At 55.7% G+C, this 21,746-nt stretch carries 16 protein-coding genes and 5 tRNA genes; all 21 read right to left on the minus strand.

All coding sequences use genetic code 11. From position 1 onward, the window contains the following. Positions 1 to 98 precede the first annotated feature (98 nt). Positions 99 to 4,313 carry a DNA-directed RNA polymerase subunit beta' gene (gene rpoC, locus ACTZWX_RS15425; RefSeq protein WP_444714675.1) on the minus strand — a complete coding sequence of 1,405 codons (4,215 nt, stop codon included), beginning with the start codon at positions 4,311 to 4,313 and terminating at the stop codon, positions 99 to 101. A gap of 76 nt (positions 4,314 to 4,389) precedes the next feature. After that, the gene (gene rpoB / locus ACTZWX_RS15430) at positions 4,390 to 8,466 is read right to left on the minus strand and encodes a DNA-directed RNA polymerase subunit beta (RefSeq protein ID WP_444714676.1); all 4,077 of its coding nucleotides are present in this window, start codon (positions 8,464 to 8,466) and stop codon (positions 4,390 to 4,392) included. 242 nt (positions 8,467 to 8,708) lie between these two features. Further along, positions 8,709 to 9,083 carry a 50S ribosomal protein L7/L12 gene (gene rplL, locus ACTZWX_RS15435; RefSeq protein WP_061333837.1) on the minus strand — a complete coding sequence of 125 codons (375 nt, stop codon included), beginning with the start codon at positions 9,081 to 9,083 and terminating at the stop codon, positions 8,709 to 8,711. Positions 9,084 to 9,122: 39 nt separating this feature from the next. Next, positions 9,123 to 9,653: a 50S ribosomal protein L10 gene (gene rplJ / locus ACTZWX_RS15440; protein ID WP_061333835.1), complete on the minus strand. Its 531-nt coding sequence runs from the start codon at positions 9,651 to 9,653 to the stop codon at positions 9,123 to 9,125. A 212-nt stretch (positions 9,654 to 9,865) separates the two neighbouring features. Next, positions 9,866 to 10,564: a 50S ribosomal protein L1 gene (rplA, locus tag ACTZWX_RS15445; RefSeq protein ID WP_444714677.1), complete on the minus strand. Its 699-nt coding sequence runs from the start codon at positions 10,562 to 10,564 to the stop codon at positions 9,866 to 9,868. Between the two features lies 1 nt (position 10,565). Continuing rightward, complete coding sequence (gene rplK / locus ACTZWX_RS15450; RefSeq protein ID WP_058092380.1) at positions 10,566 to 10,997, minus strand: 50S ribosomal protein L11; 432 nt, start codon at positions 10,995 to 10,997, stop codon at positions 10,566 to 10,568. A 120-nt stretch (positions 10,998 to 11,117) separates the two neighbouring features. Continuing rightward, complete coding sequence (gene nusG / locus ACTZWX_RS15455; protein WP_058092381.1) at positions 11,118 to 11,651, minus strand: transcription termination/antitermination protein NusG; 534 nt, start codon at positions 11,649 to 11,651, stop codon at positions 11,118 to 11,120. Between the two features lie 12 nt (positions 11,652 to 11,663). Then, entirely contained in the window at positions 11,664 to 12,032 is a 369-nt protein-coding gene (gene secE / locus ACTZWX_RS15460) for a preprotein translocase subunit SecE (RefSeq protein ID WP_072678396.1), read from the minus strand. 33 nt (positions 12,033 to 12,065) lie between these two features. Further along, a tRNA-Trp gene (locus ACTZWX_RS15465) sits at positions 12,066 to 12,141 on the minus strand. Between the two features lie 44 nt (positions 12,142 to 12,185). After that, positions 12,186 to 13,382 carry an elongation factor Tu gene (gene tuf, locus ACTZWX_RS15470; RefSeq protein WP_068351550.1) on the minus strand — a complete coding sequence of 399 codons (1,197 nt, stop codon included), beginning with the start codon at positions 13,380 to 13,382 and terminating at the stop codon, positions 12,186 to 12,188. 50 nt (positions 13,383 to 13,432) lie between these two features. Next, positions 13,433 to 13,508 (minus strand) — tRNA-Thr (locus ACTZWX_RS15475). A gap of 13 nt (positions 13,509 to 13,521) precedes the next feature. Beyond that, positions 13,522 to 13,596, minus strand: a tRNA-Gly gene (locus ACTZWX_RS15480). Between the two features lie 10 nt (positions 13,597 to 13,606). Next, a tRNA-Tyr gene (locus ACTZWX_RS15485) sits at positions 13,607 to 13,690 on the minus strand. A gap of 40 nt (positions 13,691 to 13,730) precedes the next feature. Further along, positions 13,731 to 13,806 (minus strand) — tRNA-Thr (locus ACTZWX_RS15490). Between the two features lie 31 nt (positions 13,807 to 13,837). After that, positions 13,838 to 14,476 carry a hypothetical protein gene (locus ACTZWX_RS15495; protein WP_444714678.1) on the minus strand — a complete coding sequence of 213 codons (639 nt, stop codon included), beginning with the start codon at positions 14,474 to 14,476 and terminating at the stop codon, positions 13,838 to 13,840. Continuing rightward, complete coding sequence (locus ACTZWX_RS15500; RefSeq protein ID WP_444714679.1) at positions 14,473 to 15,207, minus strand: type III pantothenate kinase; 735 nt, start codon at positions 15,205 to 15,207, stop codon at positions 14,473 to 14,475. The genes ACTZWX_RS15495 and ACTZWX_RS15500 overlap by 4 nt, the downstream gene beginning before the upstream one ends. Beyond that, on the minus strand, positions 15,204 to 16,169 hold the full coding sequence (locus ACTZWX_RS15505; protein WP_444714680.1) for a biotin--[acetyl-CoA-carboxylase] ligase: 966 nt from the start codon (positions 16,167 to 16,169) through the stop codon (positions 15,204 to 15,206). The genes ACTZWX_RS15500 and ACTZWX_RS15505 overlap by 4 nt, the downstream gene beginning before the upstream one ends. Positions 16,170 to 16,284: 115 nt before the next feature. Beyond that, positions 16,285 to 18,684 (minus strand): DUF6160 family protein, encoded by a 2,400-nt coding sequence (locus ACTZWX_RS15510; RefSeq protein ID WP_444714681.1) that lies wholly within the window; start codon positions 18,682 to 18,684, stop codon positions 16,285 to 16,287. Positions 18,685 to 18,695: 11 nt separating this feature from the next. Then, the gene (locus ACTZWX_RS15515; protein ID WP_444714682.1) at positions 18,696 to 19,247 is read right to left on the minus strand and encodes a hypothetical protein; all 552 of its coding nucleotides are present in this window, start codon (positions 19,245 to 19,247) and stop codon (positions 18,696 to 18,698) included. Further along, entirely contained in the window at positions 19,244 to 20,329 is a 1,086-nt protein-coding gene (locus ACTZWX_RS15520) for a hypothetical protein (protein ID WP_228704068.1), read from the minus strand. Before ACTZWX_RS15520 ends, ACTZWX_RS15515 begins: the two co-directional genes overlap by 4 nt. Continuing rightward, positions 20,329 to 21,531 (minus strand): DUF6160 family protein, encoded by a 1,203-nt coding sequence (locus ACTZWX_RS15525; RefSeq protein WP_444714683.1) that lies wholly within the window; start codon positions 21,529 to 21,531, stop codon positions 20,329 to 20,331. The genes ACTZWX_RS15520 and ACTZWX_RS15525 overlap by 1 nt, the downstream gene beginning before the upstream one ends. Positions 21,532 to 21,746: the final 215 nt, after the last annotated feature.

A 21,746-nucleotide genomic window follows, 5' to 3' on the forward strand; every position in this document is an offset into this window, starting at 1 on the left:
CGCAAGTGTAAGCCTGCGCCCCGACTCAGTCAAGATGACTGTTCTCTTTTTAACCACCCTCGGGATAAGTAACTACCCCGAGAATGGCACGCCGGCAATCAACCTTCTCGGTTGAGCTCCGCGCTCAGAGCTTCTTCAACATCTGCCGCGGTCACGCCCTGCTCTTCCAGGTCACGCTTGCGACGACGTTCGCTGTGGTAAGCCAGACCGGTACCCGCCGGAATCAACCGGCCAACCACAACGTTTTCTTTCAGGCCACGCAGGAAGTCACGCTTACCGGTCACCGCACCTTCGGTGAGGACCCGTGTGGTTTCCTGGAACGAGGCCGCAGAAATGAACGATTCGGTGGCCAGCGATGCCTTGGTAATGCCAAGCAGCAGACGCTCGAATCTGGCCGGCTCTTTGTCCGCCTGATTGGCCTTTTCGTTCTCTTCCAGTACCTGAGTGATTTCCACCTGGTCGCCAGACAGCAGGGTGGTATCACCCGGATCGGTAATTTCCACCTTGCGCAGCATCTGCCGAACGATAACCTCGATGTGTTTATCGTTGATGACAACACCCTGCAGGCGGTAAACGTCCTGGATTTCGTTGGTGATGTACTTGGCCAGCTCGACCACACCCAGCAGACGCAAGATGTCGTGCGGGTTGGACGGACCGTCGGAAATCACCTCACCCTTCTCAACCGTTTCACCTTCGAAAACGTTGAGCTGGCGATGCTTCGGAATCAGAACCTCATAGGCATCGTCATCTTTCGGCGTGATGACCAGACGCTTCTTGCCTTTGGTCTCTTTACCGAACGACACCACACCACTGATTTCCGCCAGGATGGCAGACTCTTTCGGGCGACGCGCCTCGAATAGGTCGGCAACCCGCGGCAGACCACCGGTGATGTCACGGGTCTTCGAGCTTTCCTGCGGAATACGGGCAACTACGTCACCCAGCTCGATCTTCGCGCCATTAGCCATGGTCACCAGCGCGTTAGCCGGCAGGAAGAAGATCGCGGTACCGCCGCCTGGCAGTTCTGCTTCTTCACCCGCATCGTCAATCAGCTGGATGGCCGGACGAATGTCCTTACCAGCCGCAGGACGCTCTTTCGGGTCAATCACTTCCATGGTGGACAGACCGGTCAGCTCGTCAGCCTGGGTGCGGACAGTAATGCCTTCTTCCATGTTGACAAACTTGGCCGTGCCTTTCGCTTCGGCGATGATCGGGTGCGTGTGCGGATCCCACTTGGCAACTACAACGCCGGCCTCAACCACGTCACCGTTCTTCACAGACAGAACGGCACCGTAAGGCAGTTTGTACCACTCGCGCTCACGACCCTGCTCGTCGGCAATCGCCAGAGCGGAAGAACGGGACACCACAACCAGGGAGCCATCGGTCTTCTCGATGGACTTCAGGTTGTGCAGGCGTACCGTGCCGCCGTGCTTGACCTGAATGTTATCCACGGCGGAGGCCCGGCTTGCCGCACCACCAATGTGGAAGGTCCGCATGGTCAGCTGGGTGCCAGGCTCACCGATGGACTGGGCAGCGATAACACCGACGGCCTCACCCACGTTAACCCGATGACCACGGGCGAGATCGCGGCCGTAACACTTGGAGCAGATGCCGTGGCGAGTCTCACAGGTGATCGCAGAGCGAACCCAGATCTCATCCACACCGGCGCGCTCGACCATCTCGACGGTTTTCTCGTCCAGCAATGTGCCGGCCGGAACAACAGCGTTGTCCTTGTCGGTTGGGGTGAATACGTCACGGGCCGTCACACGACCCAGAACACGATCACCCAGCGGCACAACAACGTCGCCACCTTCGATGTGCGGTGTCATCAGCAGACCTTCATCGGTACCGCAGTCTTCCTCGGTCACCACCAGGTCCTGGGACACGTCAACCAGACGACGGGTCAGGTAACCGGAGTTCGCGGTCTTCAGTGCGGTATCCGCCAGACCTTTACGAGCACCGTGGGTGGAGATGAAGTACTGGAGTACGTTCAGACCTTCACGGAAGTTCGCGGTAATCGGCGTTTCGATGATGGAGCCATCCGGCTTGGCCATCAGACCACGCATACCGGACAACTGACGAATCTGGGCTGCGGAACCCCGCGCACCCGAATCGGCCATCATGTAGACGGAGTTGAAGGATTCCTGCATCAGGTCTTCGCCGTCTTCACCCTTCACAGGCTGGCCGTCAGGACCAACAACCTGCTCTTTGGACAGACGCTCCATCATCGCCTTGGACACTTTATCGTTGGCGCGGGACCAGATATCGATCACCTTGTTGTACTTCTCACCCTGGGTCAGCAGACCGGATGCGTACTGGTTCTCAATGTCTTTTACTTCGTCAGACGCGGCATCAACCAGCTCATACTTCTCCGGCGGAATCTCGAAGTCGTTGAAGCCGATAGAGATACCGGAACGGGTTGCATAGTGGTAACCCATGTACATCAGTTGGTCAGCAAAGATGACAGTATCTTTCAGGCCGGCGTCCCGATAACAGGTGTTGATCAGGTTAGAAATCGCCTTCTTGACCATAGGACGGTTGACGATCTCAAACGGCAGGCCGTCAGGAACGATATCAAACAACAAAGCACGGCCAACGGTGGTATCAACCACACGGTAGGCTTCGGACTTGCTGCCATCTTCGGCATAGGCCACTTCCTTAACCCGCACCTTGACCTTCGCCTGCAGGTCAACCTTACCGGCACCATAGGCACGATGGGCCTCTTTGACATCAGCGAACACCATGCCTTCACCCAGGGCGGCGTGGCGCTCACGAGTCATGTAATACAGGCCCAATACCACGTCCTGGGACGGTACGATGATCGGCTCACCGTTCGCGGGCGACAGAACGTTGTTGGTGGACATCATCAACGCACGGGCTTCAAGCTGGGCTTCCAGGGTCAGCGGTACGTGTACCGCCATCTGGTCACCGTCGAAGTCGGCGTTGTAAGCCGCACACACCAGCGGGTGCAGCTGGATCGCTTTACCTTCGATCAGAACCGGCTCGAACGCCTGGATGCCCAGACGGTGCAGGGTGGGCGCACGGTTCAGCAGGATCGGGTGCTCGCGGATGACTTCGTCCAGGATATCCCAGACCACGCCTTCCTCGCGCTCGACCATTTTCTTGGCGGCCTTGATGGTGGTCGCCAGGCCTCGATGCTCAAGCTTGGAGAAAATGAACGGCTTGAACAGCTCCAAGGCCATCTTTTTGGGCAGACCGCACTGGTGCAGACGCAGGTACGGACCCACCACGATGACGGAACGGCCAGAGTAGTCGACTCGCTTACCTAGCAGGTTCTGACGGAAACGACCCTGCTTACCCTTGATCATGTCAGCCAGGGATTTCAGCGGGCGCTTGTTGGTGCCAGTGATGGCACGACCACGACGACCGTTATCCAGCAGGGCATCAACCGCCTCCTGCAGCATACGCTTCTCGTTGCGCACGATGATATCCGGAGCGTTCAGTTCCAGCAGGCGCTTGAGACGGTTGTTCCGGTTAATGACCCGACGGTACAGATCGTTCAGGTCGGAAGTGGCAAAACGGCCACCGTCCAGCGGAACCAGCGGACGCAGATCCGGCGGCAGAACCGGCAGAACGGTCATCACCATGTCGCCCGGCTTGTTACCGGAGTACAGGAACGCCTCAAGAATTTTCAGGCGCTTGCTGAATTTCTTGATCTTGGTCTCGGAGTTGGTCTGGGGGATCTCTTCCCGCAGGGCGTCAACTTCCGCTTGCAGATCGATAGCTTCGAGCAACTCTTTGATGGCCTCGGCACCCATACGGGCGTCGAACTCGTCACCGAATTCTTCGAGGGCCTCATAGTACTGCTCGTCATTCAGCAGCTGGCCCTTCTCCAGGGTGGTCATACCCGGATCGATCACGATGAAGGATTCGAAGTACAGAACCCGCTCGATATCGCGCAGGGTCATGTCCAGCATCAGGCCAATACGGGACGGCAAAGACTTCAGGAACCAGATGTGAGCGACCGGGCTGGCCAGCTCGATATGGCCCATACGCTCACGACGCACGCTGGCCAGTGCGACTTCAACACCGCACTTTTCACAGATAACGCCGCGATGCTTCAGACGCTTGTATTTTCCGCACAAGCACTCGTAGTCTTTGATCGGGCCGAAAATCTTGGCACAGAAAAGACCGTCACGCTCCGGCTTGAAGGTACGGTAGTTAATGGTCTCAGGCTTTTTTACTTCGCCAAAAGACCAGGAACGAATCATGTCAGGCGAAGCCAGTCCGATACGGATGGCGTCGAATTCCTTGCTCTGATTCTGGCTCTTGAGAAGATTCAGCAAATCTTTCATCAGTAAAAGCTCCGGATGGCGTTAATCTCGGGCGGGCACACGAGGTGCCCGCTCACGCTGCCAAAAACAATTCGGCTCACTCGGATTCCAGCTCGATGTCGATACCCAACGAGCGGATTTCCTTGACGAGAACGTTGAAGGATTCGGGCATGCCCGGCTCCATACGATGATCACCATCGACAATGTTCTTGTACATCTTGGTCCGACCGTTGACGTCATCAGACTTAACGGTAAGCATTTCCTGCAGGGTATAGGCGGCACCATATGCCTCCAGCGCCCAGACTTCCATCTCACCGAAACGCTGACCACCGAACTGAGCCTTACCACCCAGCGGCTGCTGGGTTACCAGGCTGTAGGAGCCGGTGGAACGAGCGTGCATCTTGTCATCGATCAAGTGGTTGAGCTTGAGCATGTACATGTAGCCCACAGTCACCGGACGGTCAAATGCATCACCGGTGCGGCCGTCGTACAGCTTGACCTGACCACTGGTATCCATGTCGGCCAGCTCAAGCATACGCTTGACCTCGGCTTCCTTGGCGCCGTCAAAGACCGGCGTTGCCATCGGAACACCGTCACGCAGGTTACCGCACAGCTCCAGGATTTCCTTGTCGCTCAGGCTGTCGAGATCAACCTTGGTCACTTCGTCTGAGTGGTTGTAGATCTCATCCAGCAGCTTGCGCAGTTCAGCCACTTTACGCTGCTCTTCCAGCATCCGGCTGATCTTTTCACCCAGCCCCTTGGCGGCTGCGCCCAGGTGGGTTTCCAGAACCTGACCAACGTTCATCCGCGAAGGAACACCCAGCGGGTTGAGCACGATATCAACGGTGGTGCCGTTTTCGTCGTAAGGCATATCCTCGATCGGCATTACCGCAGAGATAACACCCTTGTTACCGTGACGGCCGGCCATCTTGTCACCCGGCTGGATACGACGCTTGATGGCCAGGTAAACCTTGACGATTTTCAGCACGCCCGGAGCAAGGTCATCGCCCTGCTGCAGCTTGCCTTTCTTGTCGTCGAAGCGCGCTTCGTGCTCATTCTTGCGATCTTCCAGACCCTGCTCGGATTTCTCCAGCAGTTCGTTCAGAGCTTCGTCTTTCATGCGCAGCTTGAACCAGTCCGGACGCGGCAGATCGGCCAGATAGGCTTCATCAAGCTTGGCACCCTTCTTCAGACCCGGGCCACTGATCACTTCCTGGCCGTTGAGTGCGGCAGTCAGACGCTCATAGGTAGCGCCTTCGACAATGCGGTACTCGTCTTTCAGATCCTTACGGTACTGATCGAGCTGCTCTTTCTCGATGGACTGAGCACGGGCATCTTTTTCGATACCGTCACGGGTGAACACCTGAACATCGATAACCGTTCCGCGGGTGCCGGTCGGAACACGCTGAGAGGTATCTTTAACGTCAGAGGCCTTTTCACCAAAGATCGCGCGCAGCAGCTTCTCTTCCGGTGTCAGCTGGGTCTCACCTTTCGGCGTGACCTTACCCACCAGAATGTCGCCCGGGCCAACTTCCGCACCGATGTAGACAATACCGGACTCATCCAGCTTGGACAGCGCGCTTTCACCGACGTTCGGAATATCCGCTGTGATTTCTTCACTACCCAGCTTGGTGTCACGGGCCACACAGGTCAATTCCTGAATGTGGATCGTGGTCAGCCGGTCCTCCTGAACCACCTTTTCGGAGATCAGGATGGAGTCCTCGAAGTTGTAACCGTTCCAGGGCATGAACGCGATGCGCATGTTCTGGCCCAGCGCCAGCTCACCCAGATCCACTGAGGGACCATCTGCCAGCACGTCGCCGCGGGCAATCACATCGCCCTGACGCACGATGGAGCGCTGGTTGATGCAGGTGTTCTGGTTAGAGCGGGTGTACTTGGTGAGGTTGTAGATATCCACACCTGCATCACCGGCCTCGGTTTCTTCGTTGTTTACCCGCACCACGATACGGGCAGCATCCACGCTTTCAATCACACCGCCACGACGGGCGGTTACGCACACGCCGGAATCCTGGGCAACGGTGCGCTCTACACCGGTGCCGACCAGCGGAACCTGTGATTTCAGCGTCGGAACCGCCTGACGTTGCATATTCGCACCCATCAGGGCCCGGTTAGCATCGTCGTGCTCAAGGAACGGGATCAGAGACGCCGCCACCGATACAACCTGGCGCGGAGATACGTCCATGAAGTTAACCGCTTCCGGCGGAGCGACGGTAAATTCATTCTGGTGACGCACGGTAACCAGCTCGTCGGTCAGGCGCTTACCATCGTCGGTAGCAGCACTGGCCTGAGCGATCACATAGTTGCTCTCTTCAATCGCAGACAGATACACCAGCTCATCGGTCACCACGCCGTCGACGACTCTCCGGTACGGACTTTCCAGGAAGCCGTAGGAGTTGGCACGGGCATAGGTTGCCAGCGAGTTGATCAGACCGATGTTCGGGCCCTCCGGAGTCTCGATAGGACACACACGGCCGTAATGGGTCGGGTGAACGTCCCGAACCTCAAAGCCGGCACGCTCACGGGTCAGACCGCCCGGACCCAACGCAGAGATACGACGCTTGTGAGTCACCTCAGACAGCGGGTTGTTCTGGTCCATAAACTGCGACAGCTGACTGGAACCAAAGAACTCCTTGACTGCGGCCGCAACAGGCTTGGCGTTGATCAGGTCCTGCGGCATCAGGCCTTCGCTTTCAGCCAGACTTAGACGCTCTCGAACCGCGCGCTCAACCCGTACCAGGCCTACCCGGAACTGGTTTTCAGCCATCTCACCAACACAGCGAACCCGACGGTTGCCCAAGTTGTCAATATCATCCACCTGGCCCTGGCCGTTACGAATGGCAATCAGGGTTTTCAGCACGTCGATGATATCGTCGTGGGTCAGCGTGCCTTCACCGGTGCTCTCGTCACGACCAAGGCGACGGTTGAGCTTCATCCGGCCAACACCGGACAGGTCGTAGCGCTCCTCGGAGAAGAACAGGTTGTTGAACAGGTTCTCCGCTGATTCCTTAGTGGGCGGCTCGCCCGGGCGCATCATCCGGTAGATTTCAACCAACGCTTCCAACGGAGTTCGGGTCGGGTCGATACGCAGGGTATCAGACATGAACGGACCACAATCCAGATCGTTGGTGTACAGCGTTTCAATATCCTTAACACCAGCCCCAAGAATCTTGGTGATGACTTCTTCGGTCAGCTCGGTGTTACATTCCACCAGCACTTCGCCGGTAGACTGATCGATCATGTCCTTGGCAAGAACACGGCCGTACAGGTATTCAGTGGGAACTTCCAGCTCGGTAATGCCGGCCTTTTCCAACTGCTTGATGTGACGCGCCGTAATACGACGGCCTTCTTCAGCAATGACGTTGCCTTCCTTATCCTTGATGTCAAAGGTCGCAATGTCACCACGCAGCCGACTGGGCACCAACTCAAGCTTGCAGACTTCTTCACCCAGAGCAAACTTACTGGTTTCGAAGAACATGTCGAGCATCTGCTCAGAGGTGTAACCCAGAGCGCGCAGGAGGATTGACGCAGGTAGCTTACGACGACGGTCGATACGAACGAACACGGAGTCCTTCGGATCGAATTCGAAGTCAAGCCAGGAACCACGGTAAGGAATCACTCGGGCCGAATACAACAGCTTGCCGGAGGAGTGAGTCTTGCCTTTGTCGTGATCAAAGAAGACGCCAGGCGAACGGTGCAGCTGGGAAACAATAACACGCTCGGTACCGTTGACCACGAAGGTACCGTTTTCAGTCATCAGGGGCATCTCGCCCATGTAGACTTCTTGCTCTTTGATGTCCTTGATCGCCTTGTTGGACGATTCCTTGTCATAAATGATCAAGCGGACTTTCACCCGCAGCGGCGCGGCGTAAGTAACGCCCCTGAGCTGACATTCCTTGACGTCAAACACTGGCTCGCCGATTCGATAGCTCACATACTCGAGCGCGGCGTTGCCAGAGTAACTGACAATCGGGAATACGGATTTGAACGCTGCGTGAAGACCGGTTTCCCGGCGGTCTTCAGGAGCGGCTTCCATTTGCAGGAAGTCCCGGAACGAATCCAGCTGAATAGACAGCAAATAGGGGACGTCCATCACGGAAGGCAATTTACTAAAATCTTTGCGAATCCGCTTTTTCTCAGTGTAGGAGTAAGTCATCTGCATTCCCCAGCTTTAGACCTGATACCTGGTATCAAGAAGCAATCAAATGTTCTGCTTCGGGGCCGAATTGCTCGGCTTATCGCGCCGTCTTGAACAAGACTCTGGCTGTAGGTTATAGATCTGACATTAACCCGTAAAAGCACACCAGACTCTATAGCATATACAACAGAAAAAGGCCGGTGGCACAGAGCCACCAGCCCATCCATGCTTAACGCACGGTGTCGATCAACAGCCGACTATTACTTGAGCTCAACAGAAGCGCCTGCTTCCTCAAGCTTCTTCTTGGCTTCTTCAGCCTCGTCCTTGCTAGCGCCTTCCTTAACAGTAGAAGGAGCGCCGTCAACCATTTCCTTGGCTTCTTTCAGACCCAGACCAGTCAGCTCACGAACGGCCTTGATGACGTTGACTTTCTTCTCGCCAGCGCCAGTCAGAACTACGTCGAACTCGGTCTGCTCTTCAGCAGCTTCGCCACCAGCGGCAGCAGCAGGTGCAGCGGCAACAGCAGCGGCAGCAGAAACATTGAACTTCTCTTCCATAGCTTCAACGAGCTCAACAACTTCCATTACGCTCATTTCAGCAATTGCATTCAAAATATCGTCTTTAGACAGAGCCATGACTTTCTCCGAAAATGTAAAAAATGGTGTTCAACAGAATCAAGCAGCGTCTTGCTTCTGGTCGCGGACTGCAGCTACAACACGTGTGATCCTGCCCGGAATATCGTTCAGGGTACGTGCAAGCTTGGTAACTGGTGCCTGTGTAACAATAGCCAGCTTGGTCAACGCTTCGTGCAGCGTCGGCAGCGTGGCCAGGCGATCGATCTGTTCTGCGCCCATCAGCTCACCGCCGACAGCCAGACCCTTGATCTCAAACGCCTCTTTCTCTTTGGCAAAATCCTTCAGCAGGCGCGCAGCGGCACCCGGATCTTCCATAGAGAAAGCCAGAATGGTCGGGCCAACCAGCGCCGGATCGATGCACTCAAACTCAGTACCTTTGATAGCAATCTTCGCCAGGTTGTTACGAACAACCTTCAGACGAACATTCTCGGCACGAGCTTTGGCACGAAGGGCAGTCATGTCACCGGAGGTGACACCACGGTAGTCAGCCAAAACCACAGACAGAGCAGCTCCAGCAGTCTCGTTGACTTCAGCGACGATCGCCTTCTTGTCTTCGAGTCTAATTGCCACTGGATTTCTCCTCGATTTCGCCAGCGTTATGCCGGCAAACCCATCATTGTCCTCAACGAGGACGCCTAACGGTGTTTGGGTTCAGAGAGAACGTCTTCACACCGTCTGCGCAGGCGTTGCTTTAACCCTTGCAGCCCTTGTTACCAAGGGCTTCGGGGGCCTGCGGTCTTTGACAGCCTTGGCTTCCGCCCAGACTACAAAGTAACTACCAATCAGAGACTCAGAGTACCCTGATCAATAGTCAGGCCAGGACCCATCGTAGAAGAGATGGTGATCTTTTTCAGATACACACCCTTGGACGATGCAGGCTTGGCCTTTTTCAGATCTGCCACCAGAGCTTCAAGGTTTTCCTTGATGTTCTGGGCAGAGAATTCAACGTTACCCAGCGGAGCGTGGATAATGCCATTTTTGTCAGTACGGTAACGAACCTGACCCGCTTTGGCGTTCTTAACCGCTGTCTCAACATCAGCGGTTACGGTGCCAACCTTCGGGTTCGGCATCAGGCCGCGGGGACCGAGGATCTGGCCCAGCTGACCAACAACACGCATGGCATCCGGAGTGGCGATAACCACGTCGAAGTCCATGTTGCCTTTCTTGACTTCATCAGCCAGGTCGTCCATGCCTACGATGTCGGCACCGGCCGCGGTCGCTTTCTCGGCATTGGCACCCTGGGTGAACACAGCCACACGCACAGATTTACCGGTGCCGTGAGGCAGAACAGTGCTGCTACGCACAACCTGGTCGGATTTACGTGCATCAACACCCAGGTTAACCGCAACGTCTACAGACTCTTTGAACTTCACGTTCTGACCCAGTTCGGCCAGCAGCGCAACCGCTTCGTCTACAGAGTAGGCGCGGGTGGCGTCGACTTTTTCACGAATCAGCTTTTGACGCTTGCTCAGCTTAGCCATCTTACAGACCCTCCACGTTCAGGCCCATGCTGCGGGCAGTACCAGCGATGGTGCGAACGGCTGCTTCCATATCGGCAGCAGTCATGTCCGGCTCTTTGGTCTTGGCGATTTCTTCCAGCTGAGCACGGGTAACCGTACCCACTTTGTCAGTGTTCGGACGACCAGAGCCACTCTTGATGCCAGCGGCCTTCTTCAGCAGGACCGGCGCAGGCGGGGTCTTGGTGATGAATGTGAAGCTGCGATCACTGTAAACGGTGATAACGGTCGGAATAGGCAGACCAGGTTCCATGCCCTGAGTCTTGGCGTTGAACGCCTTACAGAATTCCATGATGTTAACACCACGCTGACCCAGCGCAGGACCAACGGGGGGACTCGGGTTGGCCTGACCGGCAGCAACCTGAAGCTTGATATAGGCTTCAATCTTCTTTGCCATGATAGATCTCCTGTGGGTTCGAACGCCTTTCGGCTCCCCGGTTTTTTCACAACTGCTTTAAGCAGACACAAAAAGCCCGCGTCGCCGTAGCGCGCGAGCTTTCAATTTTCAAAGCTGCCATCAGTCTTTTTCGACCTGCCCAAACTCCAGCTCAACCGGAGTAGAACGGCCAAAGATAAGAACGGCAACCTTCACTCGACTCTTCTCGTAGTCGACTTCTTCTACCACACCGTTGAAGTCTGCAAACGGACCTTCAACAACGCGAACAATTTCACCTGGCTCGAACAGCGTCTTGGGCTTGGGCTTGTCTGCACCGCTTTCAACCCGACGCAGAATAGCCTCAGCCTCACGCTCAGTAATCGGAGCCGGCTTGTCTTTGGTACCACCAATAAAGCCCAGTACCCGAGGTGTATTCTTGACAAGATGCCACGAGGCGTCGTCCATTTCCATCTGGACCAGTACGTAGCCGGGATAAAACTTGCGCTCACTCTTGCGCTTCTTCCCGTCCCGCATTTCGACCACTTCTTCAGTCGGAACCAGGATTTCGCCGAACTTGTCTTCCATCTGCTCGAGCGCTACACGCTCTTTAAGAGTGCGCATTACATGCTTCTCAAAGCCAGAATACGCATGAACGACGTACCAGCGCTTAGCCATTGCCCACTCCCGTTAACCGATAAATCCGGCGACCAGCCAACTGATCAGCGAATCCATGCCCCACAAAATAAGCGCCACTACCAGAACAAACACAACCACAATGATGGTGGTCTGAATCAACTCTGGCCTGGTCGGCCAGACGACTTTCCGGATCTCGACACGCGCTTCTTTTAATAGGGTGGCAAAACGCCGCCCCCGCTCGGTTTGCAACGCCACAAACGCAGCAACCAAGCCCAGCGCAACAAGAGCCAGAACCCGATATAGCACGGACTCGGCACTGAAGTACTGATTGCCGACGACGCCGACGGCAATCAAAACGAAAACAACCAGCCATTTCACGGTATCGAAACGGCCGGCTGACTGTACGGCTTTTGACTCCATAGGAATCAACTTATGTATCCGGATGTTGAAAAATGGCAGGCCAGGAGGGAATCGAACCCCCAACCTGCGGTTTTGGAGACCGCTGCTCTGCCAATTGAGCTACTGGCCTGCACCGAAACAACTCAGCGCAACAAACAACGAGTAACCCGAAGGTTACTCGATGATCTTGGAGACCACGCCGGCACCAACGGTACGGCCGCCTTCACGAATCGCGAAGCGCAGACCATCTTCCATGGCGATCGGAGCGATCAGGGTAACAGTCATTTTCACGTTGTCACCCGGCATTACCATTTCAACGCCTTCCGGCAGTTCACAAGAACCGGTTACGTCAGTAGTCCGGAAGTAGAACTGCGGACGGTAGCCCTTGAAGAACGGAGTATGACGACCACCTTCTTCTTTGGACAGTACGTACACTTCACACTCGAACTTGGTGTGCGGCTTGATGGAGCCCGGTACACACAGAACCTGACCACGCTCAACGTCGTCACGCTTGGTACCACGCAGCAGAACACCTACGTTCTCACCGGCACGACCTTCGTCCAGCAGCTTGCGGAACATCTCAACACCAGTACAGGTGGTCTTGGTGGTGTCGCGGATACCCACGATTTCCACTTCGTCACCTACCTTGATGATGCCACGCTCTACACGACCGGTAACAACGGTACCACGACCAGAGATAGAGAATACGTCCTCGATCGGCATCAGGAACGGCTGATCAATCGCACGCTCCGGCTCGGGGATGTAGTCATCCAGGGCTTCTACCAGCTTCTTAACAGCAGTAGTACCCATCTCGTTGTCGTCTTTACCTTCCAGAGCCATCAGCGCAGAACCGGTGATGATCGGAGTGTCGTCACCCGGGAAGTCGTACTGGCTCAGCAGGTCACGAACTTCCATCTCTACCAGCTCAAGCAGCTCTTCATCGTCTACCATGTCCGCTTTGTTCAGGAACACAACGATGAACGGCACACCAACCTGACGGGACAGCAGGATGTGCTCACGAGTCTGCGGCATGGGGCCGTCAGCAGCGGAGCAGACCAGGATAGCGCCGTCCATCTGGGCCGCACCGGTGATCATGTTCTTAACATAATCCGCGTGGCCCGGGCAGTCTACGTGTGCGTAGTGACGGGTCGGAGAATCGTACTCAACGTGAGAGGTCGCGATGGTGATACCACGCGCACGCTCTTCCGGTGCGTTATCGATCTGATCGAAAGCACGGCTCTCACCCGTACCCCATACTTCGTGACATACACGAGTCAGGGCGGCTGTCAGAGTGGTCTTACCATGGTCAACGTGACCAATAGTGCCCACGTTTACGTGCGGCTTGTTACGCTCAAACTTTGCTTTAGACATTCGACCAATCTCCCTAATCAACCAGGATCGTAACGTTGACCGGATAAAAATGGAGCTCATGACCGGAATTGAACCGGTGACCTCATCCTTACCAAGGATGTGCTCTACCGACTGAGCTACATGAGCATTGAAACCAAATTGGAGCGGGCAGTGGGAATCGAACCCACGTCATCAGCTTGGAAGGCTGAGGTAATAGCCACTATACGATGCCCGCGAGCAATTAGTGGTGGAGGGGGCAGGATTCGAACCTGCGAAGCTTTCGCGTCAGATTTACAGTCTGATCCCTTTGGCCACTCGGGAACCCCTCCTGTACAGATCTGCAACCGCAAACCTGCTCAAAACTTAAAGTGGAGCTGGCGGACGGAATCGAACCCCCGACCTGCTGATTACAAGTCAGCTGCTCTACCAACTGAGCTACGCCAGCTCACATTCGCCTGTTCAGCGAGGGCGGTATACTACGGATTTTTTTCTGGTGATGCAACACCTTCACAAGCGTAGATTTCAACGAAGTCGAAATTGCTGTGACTTTCCGCCTCAACCGCCTGAACCACCTCGGTTTCCCTTGCTGGCTCAACATCAAAAACGAGGGCGTATCCTATACGATTTCGGGGGAAGTTGACTAGCACTACATTGAGATTCTGCTGTTTTTTTTCCTCCAGCACAGACTCTGCTGCCGCCCTCGACTCAAACAGACCAAGCGAGATGGCGTTTCGGTACTCACCCTCTGTCACCACATAAGACTCCACGCCACGACTAAAGAGATCGCGAAACTGGGATAGCGCCACCTCCCTGGGCTGCGGAGGGATCATCACCCAATTCAGGGGCGGCAACTCCCGCTCTCGCTCCTCAATGCGGAAATGCTCGCCAACCCGTTCTGCAATTGCAGTGGCGTCCTCGCGGGAGTCAAACCAACCGACCCTGACACACTCCGTGGAAAGTAGCGGAGCCTGCTCACTCGAATCGGACACTTTCAGACTAGCAACGCGAGGCAAAACACCACCGGCCGCCCCCTCATAGATGACCGGCGGAATCAAGCCGGGGGCAAACCAGACAGCCAGGTTGGCCAGCAACAACACCAGTGCGACCAACCTCATCCCCGCGATTCCTGCAGATCGACGATTTCCAGCCCCTCCAGCACCAGACCGGGCCGATGCTCCGCCTTCAGCCCCAACGACAGAAACCGCCCCGCATCTCCGCCGGTCAAAACAACTCGCTCCAGCCCGAGGCGACCAACATCACCAAGCAGACGCTGGACGAGACTCTCTGTCAGCCATGCAAGACCGTGGTTTGCGCACTCACCGGTGGACTGGCCCGGCGCAGCGTTGATCTGTTCGTCGTATTCGAATCCAATGCGGGCGGCATCCAGCTTGAGGCTCCGGCGCATCATATTCAGCCCTGGCAGAATATACCCGCCCAGGTGCTGGCCCTGGCCATCGACATAGTCAATGGTCACTGCACTGCCCGCATCCACGACGGCGAAACTGCGCCGGGCGCCAACCCAGGCGGCCACCATTGCGTGCCATCGGTCGGCACCCATTTTGGCCACGTCCTGGTAGGAATTCGTGAGCCCGTCCCGGCTTACCTCCGCCCAGTGGTATCGAACCGGGGCAGCCGTTACGGCTGCCAAACTCTCGTCCAGGCGCAGCCGGCTTTGCTCCGATGCGACTGTCGATACGGCAACACGATCTATCTTGCGGGCGTAGGGTGTTAACTCAGCAAAAGTCACTGTTTCTTCCAGGGCTCCGCCACCGTCATGCACGACGACTCCATCGGCCATGAGGCGCCATTTTAGCCGGGTGTTGCCACAGTCCAGCAAAAGAATCATGATCGCACCCGCAAGCTGATATCTCCTGCCCTGACGGGCACCAGCCCCTCAGGAGTAACAACCTGATAGTTGCCTGCGGTATCGATACCGGCACCCCTACCCTCAACGCCACCATCCCTGGCCACCAGATCTTTGTTGAAAAAGATATCCCGGGCCTGCCATTCATCCCTGAACGGAGCAAAGCCCTGACGCTCGAACTGCGCAATAATCTCTACTACCTCCGACACAATAGCGGCCACCAGAGCATTTCGCGTCCAGACGACATCCGGCCATGCCTCGGCGAGGCTTATCCATGGCTGGTCGACCATCTCAGCCTGCTTCATATGAACGTTAATCCCTATGCCAGCAATAACCTGCACTTCTCCGTCCTGAAGCTCTCCCTGAATCTCAACCAGTATCCCGCCAAACTTCCGATCACCGTAGAACAGATCATTCGGCCACTTCAAACCGGCGTCCGCTGCCCCAAAGGTCGACAGTGCCCGACTGACCGCCACCCCCAATACAAGGCTCATACCGTCGAGGGCAGAAAACCCGCCTCGAACACTCAACCCCAGGCTCAGATAAAGGTTTTCCCCCTGCGGACTCACCCATTGACGCCCCCGGCGGCCACGACCTGCAGTCTGACTGTCAGCCACCACTACCGGCACGCCTTTCAACCCCGAGGTCAACCGTCGCGCCACTTCCGCGTTGGTTGAGTCAACGGTATCCAGAACATCAAGGGCAATGACGTTATGCAGGCGCTCCGGCAGTGCTTTCCGAATGCGGTCACTTGCCAGAAGATCCAACGTAGAGATGAGCTGATACCCCTGCCCCCGGATGGTTCTGATTTCCACGCCTTCGACTTGCGCTTTGCGAATCTGCTTCCAGACCGCCGTTCGGGAAATACCGAGCGTTTGCGCCAGCGATTCGCCGGAATGAATTCGACGATCTTCAAGAAGGGATAACAGCGAACTGGATTTCATGAAACAACTTCCGGAGGCGACATGGAGCAGCCCGGATTAAACAACAGGACAGCCGAAAACACAAAAAGGACAGTCGCCTTGACTGCCCGTCTGCCATAACCGGACCCCTGAATCGTCAGGGTATGGGGGTTGCGGTCAGGTTCGCACGGATATCTACGTTCTGGAATTTTGCTCCGTAGACAATCGTTTGACTGCCGCCGACAGGATGGATCAGATCGATGTTATTGATTGAGAGCTCCTTGAAACGGGTATCTGCCTTTACCGCAAAACCAAGGGGGCGGTTAGCAATGTCTCCCGGGCCCGGATTGGCTACATACCGGTACCCAGCCGCCGACCCTGGGCTGATGATTTTCTCATCGCCGCGGCTTCCCACTACACCCTGGGCGTCAGGCCCATCCTCTTTTTTGGTAACCTTGGTTTGGTAGACATCCACCGACAGATCGGTTCGAATACCGAAGCGATTGTCTTCAACGCCATCACCGTCAAAGTCACCGCCATCACTGGTATAGATATCGTTAACCAACAACTTCATACCGGTGTTGTTTATTGGCCTTCCCTGACCATCCACGGCGCGATTACTCTCCCACATCAAAGCATTCTTCTTGTCGTCGCCCTCGGCCCGAGCCAGAACCTGAATCATGTCGATGGTCACACCCTCGCTGCCCCGAGTCTCCCACTGCCCGCCGGCGGCCACACAGGCCCCCTCAGAACTACCAGCACCCCCGACACAGATATCTCCGGCCCCTCCGGGCTTCACCAAAGCCGTGCTGCCGGTCTGATATTTTTGAATTCGTAACCGTCCCATACTGGCACCGTCGTCCTTGGTGCCCACTCGCACATTGCCGATATCCATGGTGCTCCAGGACTCCCCGGTGCCAACGGCCAACCCCTCTTCGGTCACATCCAGGGTCATATCCCGGACGTGACCGTCATAAGTCATTTCCGTCAGCCAAAGTCCCTTCTGGGCGATTTCGCCATTACCTTCATCATAGGGAGCCGCGATCACCGCGGCCTTACCATCCCGAATCTGGATGTCAGAATTAATTGTAAGCCCCTCTCCCGAGGCGCCGCCGGCACCCAGGGTTATATGCCCATCCAGTTCGAACTCATAGGCGGGATAGAATCCCAGTGCCAACAGCAGCTCGGTACCGCCCTGGAGCGGCGCGTCATCACCGCCCACTCGGAGCCCGTTGATACGATAACCCACTTCCAGGCCTTCAAAGCCAATTCGCAGACCATCGTAGAACCGTGTGCCATTACGCACTTCGTCACGCGTGACATTGACGGTGACATCCCCCGATCCCCAGGATTGCAGACCGCTGAAGATCACACGGTTGCCATCCTCCGTGTAGCTCAGATCCGCGAGGCGCAAACTCCACTCCGTTGCCATGCGAAGTCCCTGCGGGCCGGCGTCAGGATGCCCGCCACCCTGGAGATACAACTCATTGCGATAGGTTCGACCATTGAATATCTGGTCTTCCAGTAAAAATGACAAATTCAGCGAGCCAAAGCTTTGGCCGCTATTGCCGACCTCTATAGAGCCGATATTCAGATTACCCTCCAGTCCACCAAGGGTCAGCGCAACCGCAGGCCGGCCACGCCAGTCCTCTGAAACATCCAGGCGAAGGTCGTGTATGCGATAGTCACCGGTGATATCCCGCAAAGCCAAGCTGTTGCCATCATCCAGATAGATAAACGATGCCGTGTGTATGGTGGTTTCATTATCCAGCCTTAACCCCTCACCCGACCGGCCACCGGCCCGGATGTCGGTCACGGAGGAAAGCTCGTAGTGCCCCTGCAGCCCACCGTAGCTTGGCAAGGACAGCCCCGTGGCAGAACCATAACTTTGGCCAACATTGCCCGGTTCGTTGCTGTAGCGAATGGCACCAACGCTCCAGTTACCGATCACCTCCGGGGAAGCCAGCTGCAGCGTGTCCCCCACAACATCCAGCGTAACCCCAAGAGCCTGGACGTCCATGGTGATATCATCCAGGAAGACACTGTTGCCATTGGTTCGGTATCCCAATCGCCCCCCCGTCATGGTGTAGGCGGTATCGAAGGTGTAACCACTGCCACCCACAGCCCCACCTTGTCGAATACGCAGACTACCCTGCAGGGAGTGATCAAAGAATATCCCCCCCATACCCACACCGGGGGCGCCGGCCAGGCGTATATCTGAAAACTCGATTCTTCGATCCTCTACCAGATAATCGAGGTTCAATGATGCATCGGCCCCAATGTCTACCTTTACCCGATGGAACGCCCCCGCATTATCTCCCCTGGAAGATCCAACGCGCATACCCTCAAGATGCACACCCTTGCCATCATCATAATAAGAGAGGCGGTCGGCGGAGAGGTTCAACTCCATCTCCAATGTGATACCGCTCTGCCCCTGAATCTGTGACAGGGCGATATCATCCAACCGCTCCATGGCAGCCACAGGATTAACGAGCACGGGCACCATCGATACCAATAAAAGAGGACCCGGGGAAAGACGAGAATCTGTCATGGCCATTAGGCTTTTCCTCATGGGTTTCCGTCCGGAAAGACCAGCAGGTTGCCCTGCATGATGACATCACCCTGCATCTGCACCGCAAAAATATCGGTCTGGATGAATCCCGGATCGGTCGGCCTGGCGGTACTGCTGGCCGCGACCTTGAAATGCACATCGGTAAACCGAACAGTATCTGGCAACCCCAGCTCAATGACATCCCGATCAAACAGTTCGCCGTCGCCGCCAAACCCGGAATCGATCTTTCTTACCCTTAGCGTTAACCCCTCGAAAGCAAACAACCCCCGAATTTCATCAAGAACTATCCAACCGCCGTCTTCCTTCAAGCGGTAGGCAAACCGGGCGCCGCATTTTTTGTCGGTTTCATCGCAACGGCCAAAGTAAGCATTCTCTACCGGCCCGCCCATTTCATTGATGCTGATGTCACCCGACAGGTAAATTCCGCCCTGTCCTGCTACCTTCGACAAAGCTTCATCTCCCAGCGGGGCCATCTCCGCTCTGACCGGCAAGGTGAGGACTACCATCAGTGACAGCGAGAGCACAGGAACTGCGTATGGAAACGTCATGGCGCCAGGTCCTTTGTCTGTATTTGCAAATGCTGTATCAGCATGCCCTCAACCCGTGCAGCGCCGAAATCACGGTCGCCAACGCTGAAGTTGCCGATCTGGAGGTTACTTCGATACTCAGGGTTGCTGTAGTAATCCTGGTAGAAATCCCAGGTTTGGGCATTACTCCCTGCCCTCAGTCCGTTTGCAGCAATCTGGCCGGCTCCCGGGGAGCGAATGGTTTCCACCTCCAGGATGAAGTTTCCGCCGCCATCAACGTCGAAAAATACCGGCTGTAGACTGTTACCAATCGCCAGCTCCAATGCAAAATCCGACATGGTAATCCGGGAACCACAAGCAGTGCCGTCCTGCGTGCAGGCATTGATTGACACTTCGGGTGAATAGAAGTTGAGCTTGAATTGCCCCGCCATCTGTTTACGCTGGTCATCACCCCACAAACGCAGATAACTGCCGTCAATAACAGCACTTCGGGCATGGATATTGAGATTCGCTGAACGGTCATCGCCAACGGCGACATTCATCTGCATACCGATATCGGCGCGCTCGCCAATCCAGTCAGCTGTGGCTGGTCGACTGGAACATTGGCCGCTGCCGGCGGCGGCAGAGGCGCCCATGCAGTCGAACCCTTCCGCTCCCGGAATCTTGCTCGGCGCCGCCAGTTCAAGAACCGCCTTATCGGGAACACCAATGTCATTTCCGTCAACAATATCGATTCTCCACGGATTAACCAGCCTGCCAAGATTCACCGGCGTCAGGTTTTCCCCATAATTTGAGTTGGCGCCTGCGATATACAGGTGGTTGACAGTGATATCCACTTCCCGACCATCGGTACTCTTGATACCGGATATACGGAAGATGCGCGCCTGGTTGCCGTCAGTGTCCGGCCGGTCAGTGCCGTGGGAAAAGGTAAAGTTATCGAATACCAGGCCAATACCTGCCCCGTCGATTTCCGACATCTCTGACTCGGCAAGCCGCTCCAGCTCAGCCAGAGCGGAGGCCGGAGCAACAGCAACCAGGAGAAGAAACACCCCTGCACAGGTAGGCCGGAAGCCTGCTTTGCCCCACAGCATACGCGCGCTCATCAGAACAGCCCCCGGCCACGATCGATATACTCAGTACGATATCGATCAGTCCCATTCAGGGCTTCGTTCAGGTTAACCTCGGTGGCACCGTTCGGAATATTAAAGAAGGCACCTGAGGTCGCCCGGATAAAGTCCTCCACCGTTAGATCGCTTTTCTTAACGTCTTTCAGCCAATCCAGATCTTTGGTCTGGAAAGAAATGAACGCTCCGTTCGCCGGGCCGGTGAGCCTGCGCTCTCCGTTAACCTCTTCTACCTGCCCTATAGGGAAGCTGTTGTAGATATCCAGGTCAAAACAGGCGTCAATGCCCAACACCCTGCAGCCATCGGCATACACGTAGATATCACCGGAACCGCAGCTAAAGAATGAACAATTGGGAACTTCTATCTCCGAGCTCGAACCCCAGCCAATCAGGTTTTTAACCGACCAGCGGGTGAAGCTGCCTGCGTTCTCCAGAACGAATTTTTCGCCATTGGGGATACCGATGTACTCTGCTCTTATCGGGTCAAGCTCACCAACCCGAGGATCGTTATCATCGCCGTAGACCAGCTGCGCTTTGGTTGCCAGGGGACTGCCGCCTTCCAGAAGAGGGGTCAGCAAAACAATCAGTTGATCAAAGAAGTTACCGCTGGAACTGGCATCCCGCAGTCCTTCGCCCCGGTCAATGATGTCCACATTCACATTACCCGTCAGGGTTTCGATCTTACCCGACAGCACTCCCATTGCATCACCAAAGCCAAGGCGAACACCAACCACCTCGCTGGTCGCCTCATCAAATGCAAACTCGAAAAAGGGGTTATCGATCATAAACGGAACGATTTCGTTCTCGTTATAAGAAGAGCCATCCGGACGATATTGTCTCGCCACCTTGGGGTTACGTTGATAGTAGGCCTGGTTGTTGATATAGCCGAGCGCAAAATCCCTTATCAAGACGTCCGATGAGCCGGCTTTCTCACCTTCCCTGTCATAACGGCCAAGTTCCAGAACATCAACATTGGTCTGGATTTCTATATCCATGCCAAGGTTAACGCGGGTATAAGAGGTAGTGTTGTCCGGATCGGGATGGTATTGGCGATCAACCGATAGGAACGCTTGCCCGGTGACTTCCGACATCTGCTCATCGGAAATAGGCTGAAGACCTGCTTCGGTAGATACCGGCAGGGAAACAATGGCAACAACAAGTGCCTGCAGTTTTTTACTCATAGCCACACCCTGCGCCGTTTCTTGTTATTGACGGCATCGATTGAATGACTGATGAGTGTCTCTGGAGCTGGCTCTTTTTATATTCTGGGTCGGCCAGTCTTTACCGAATGTTAACTTTGTTTGCAGGTTGTAGCTGTGCGGCGAGTCATACTTTCGAGAACACAAATAAAAAAGCCCCAACATCAAGGATGCTGGGGCTTTTGGAATTAAGAGCC

Source organism: Marinobacter sp. NSM, from assembly GCF_052380025.1.
Classification (GTDB): Bacteria; Pseudomonadota; Gammaproteobacteria; order Pseudomonadales; family Oleiphilaceae; genus Marinobacter.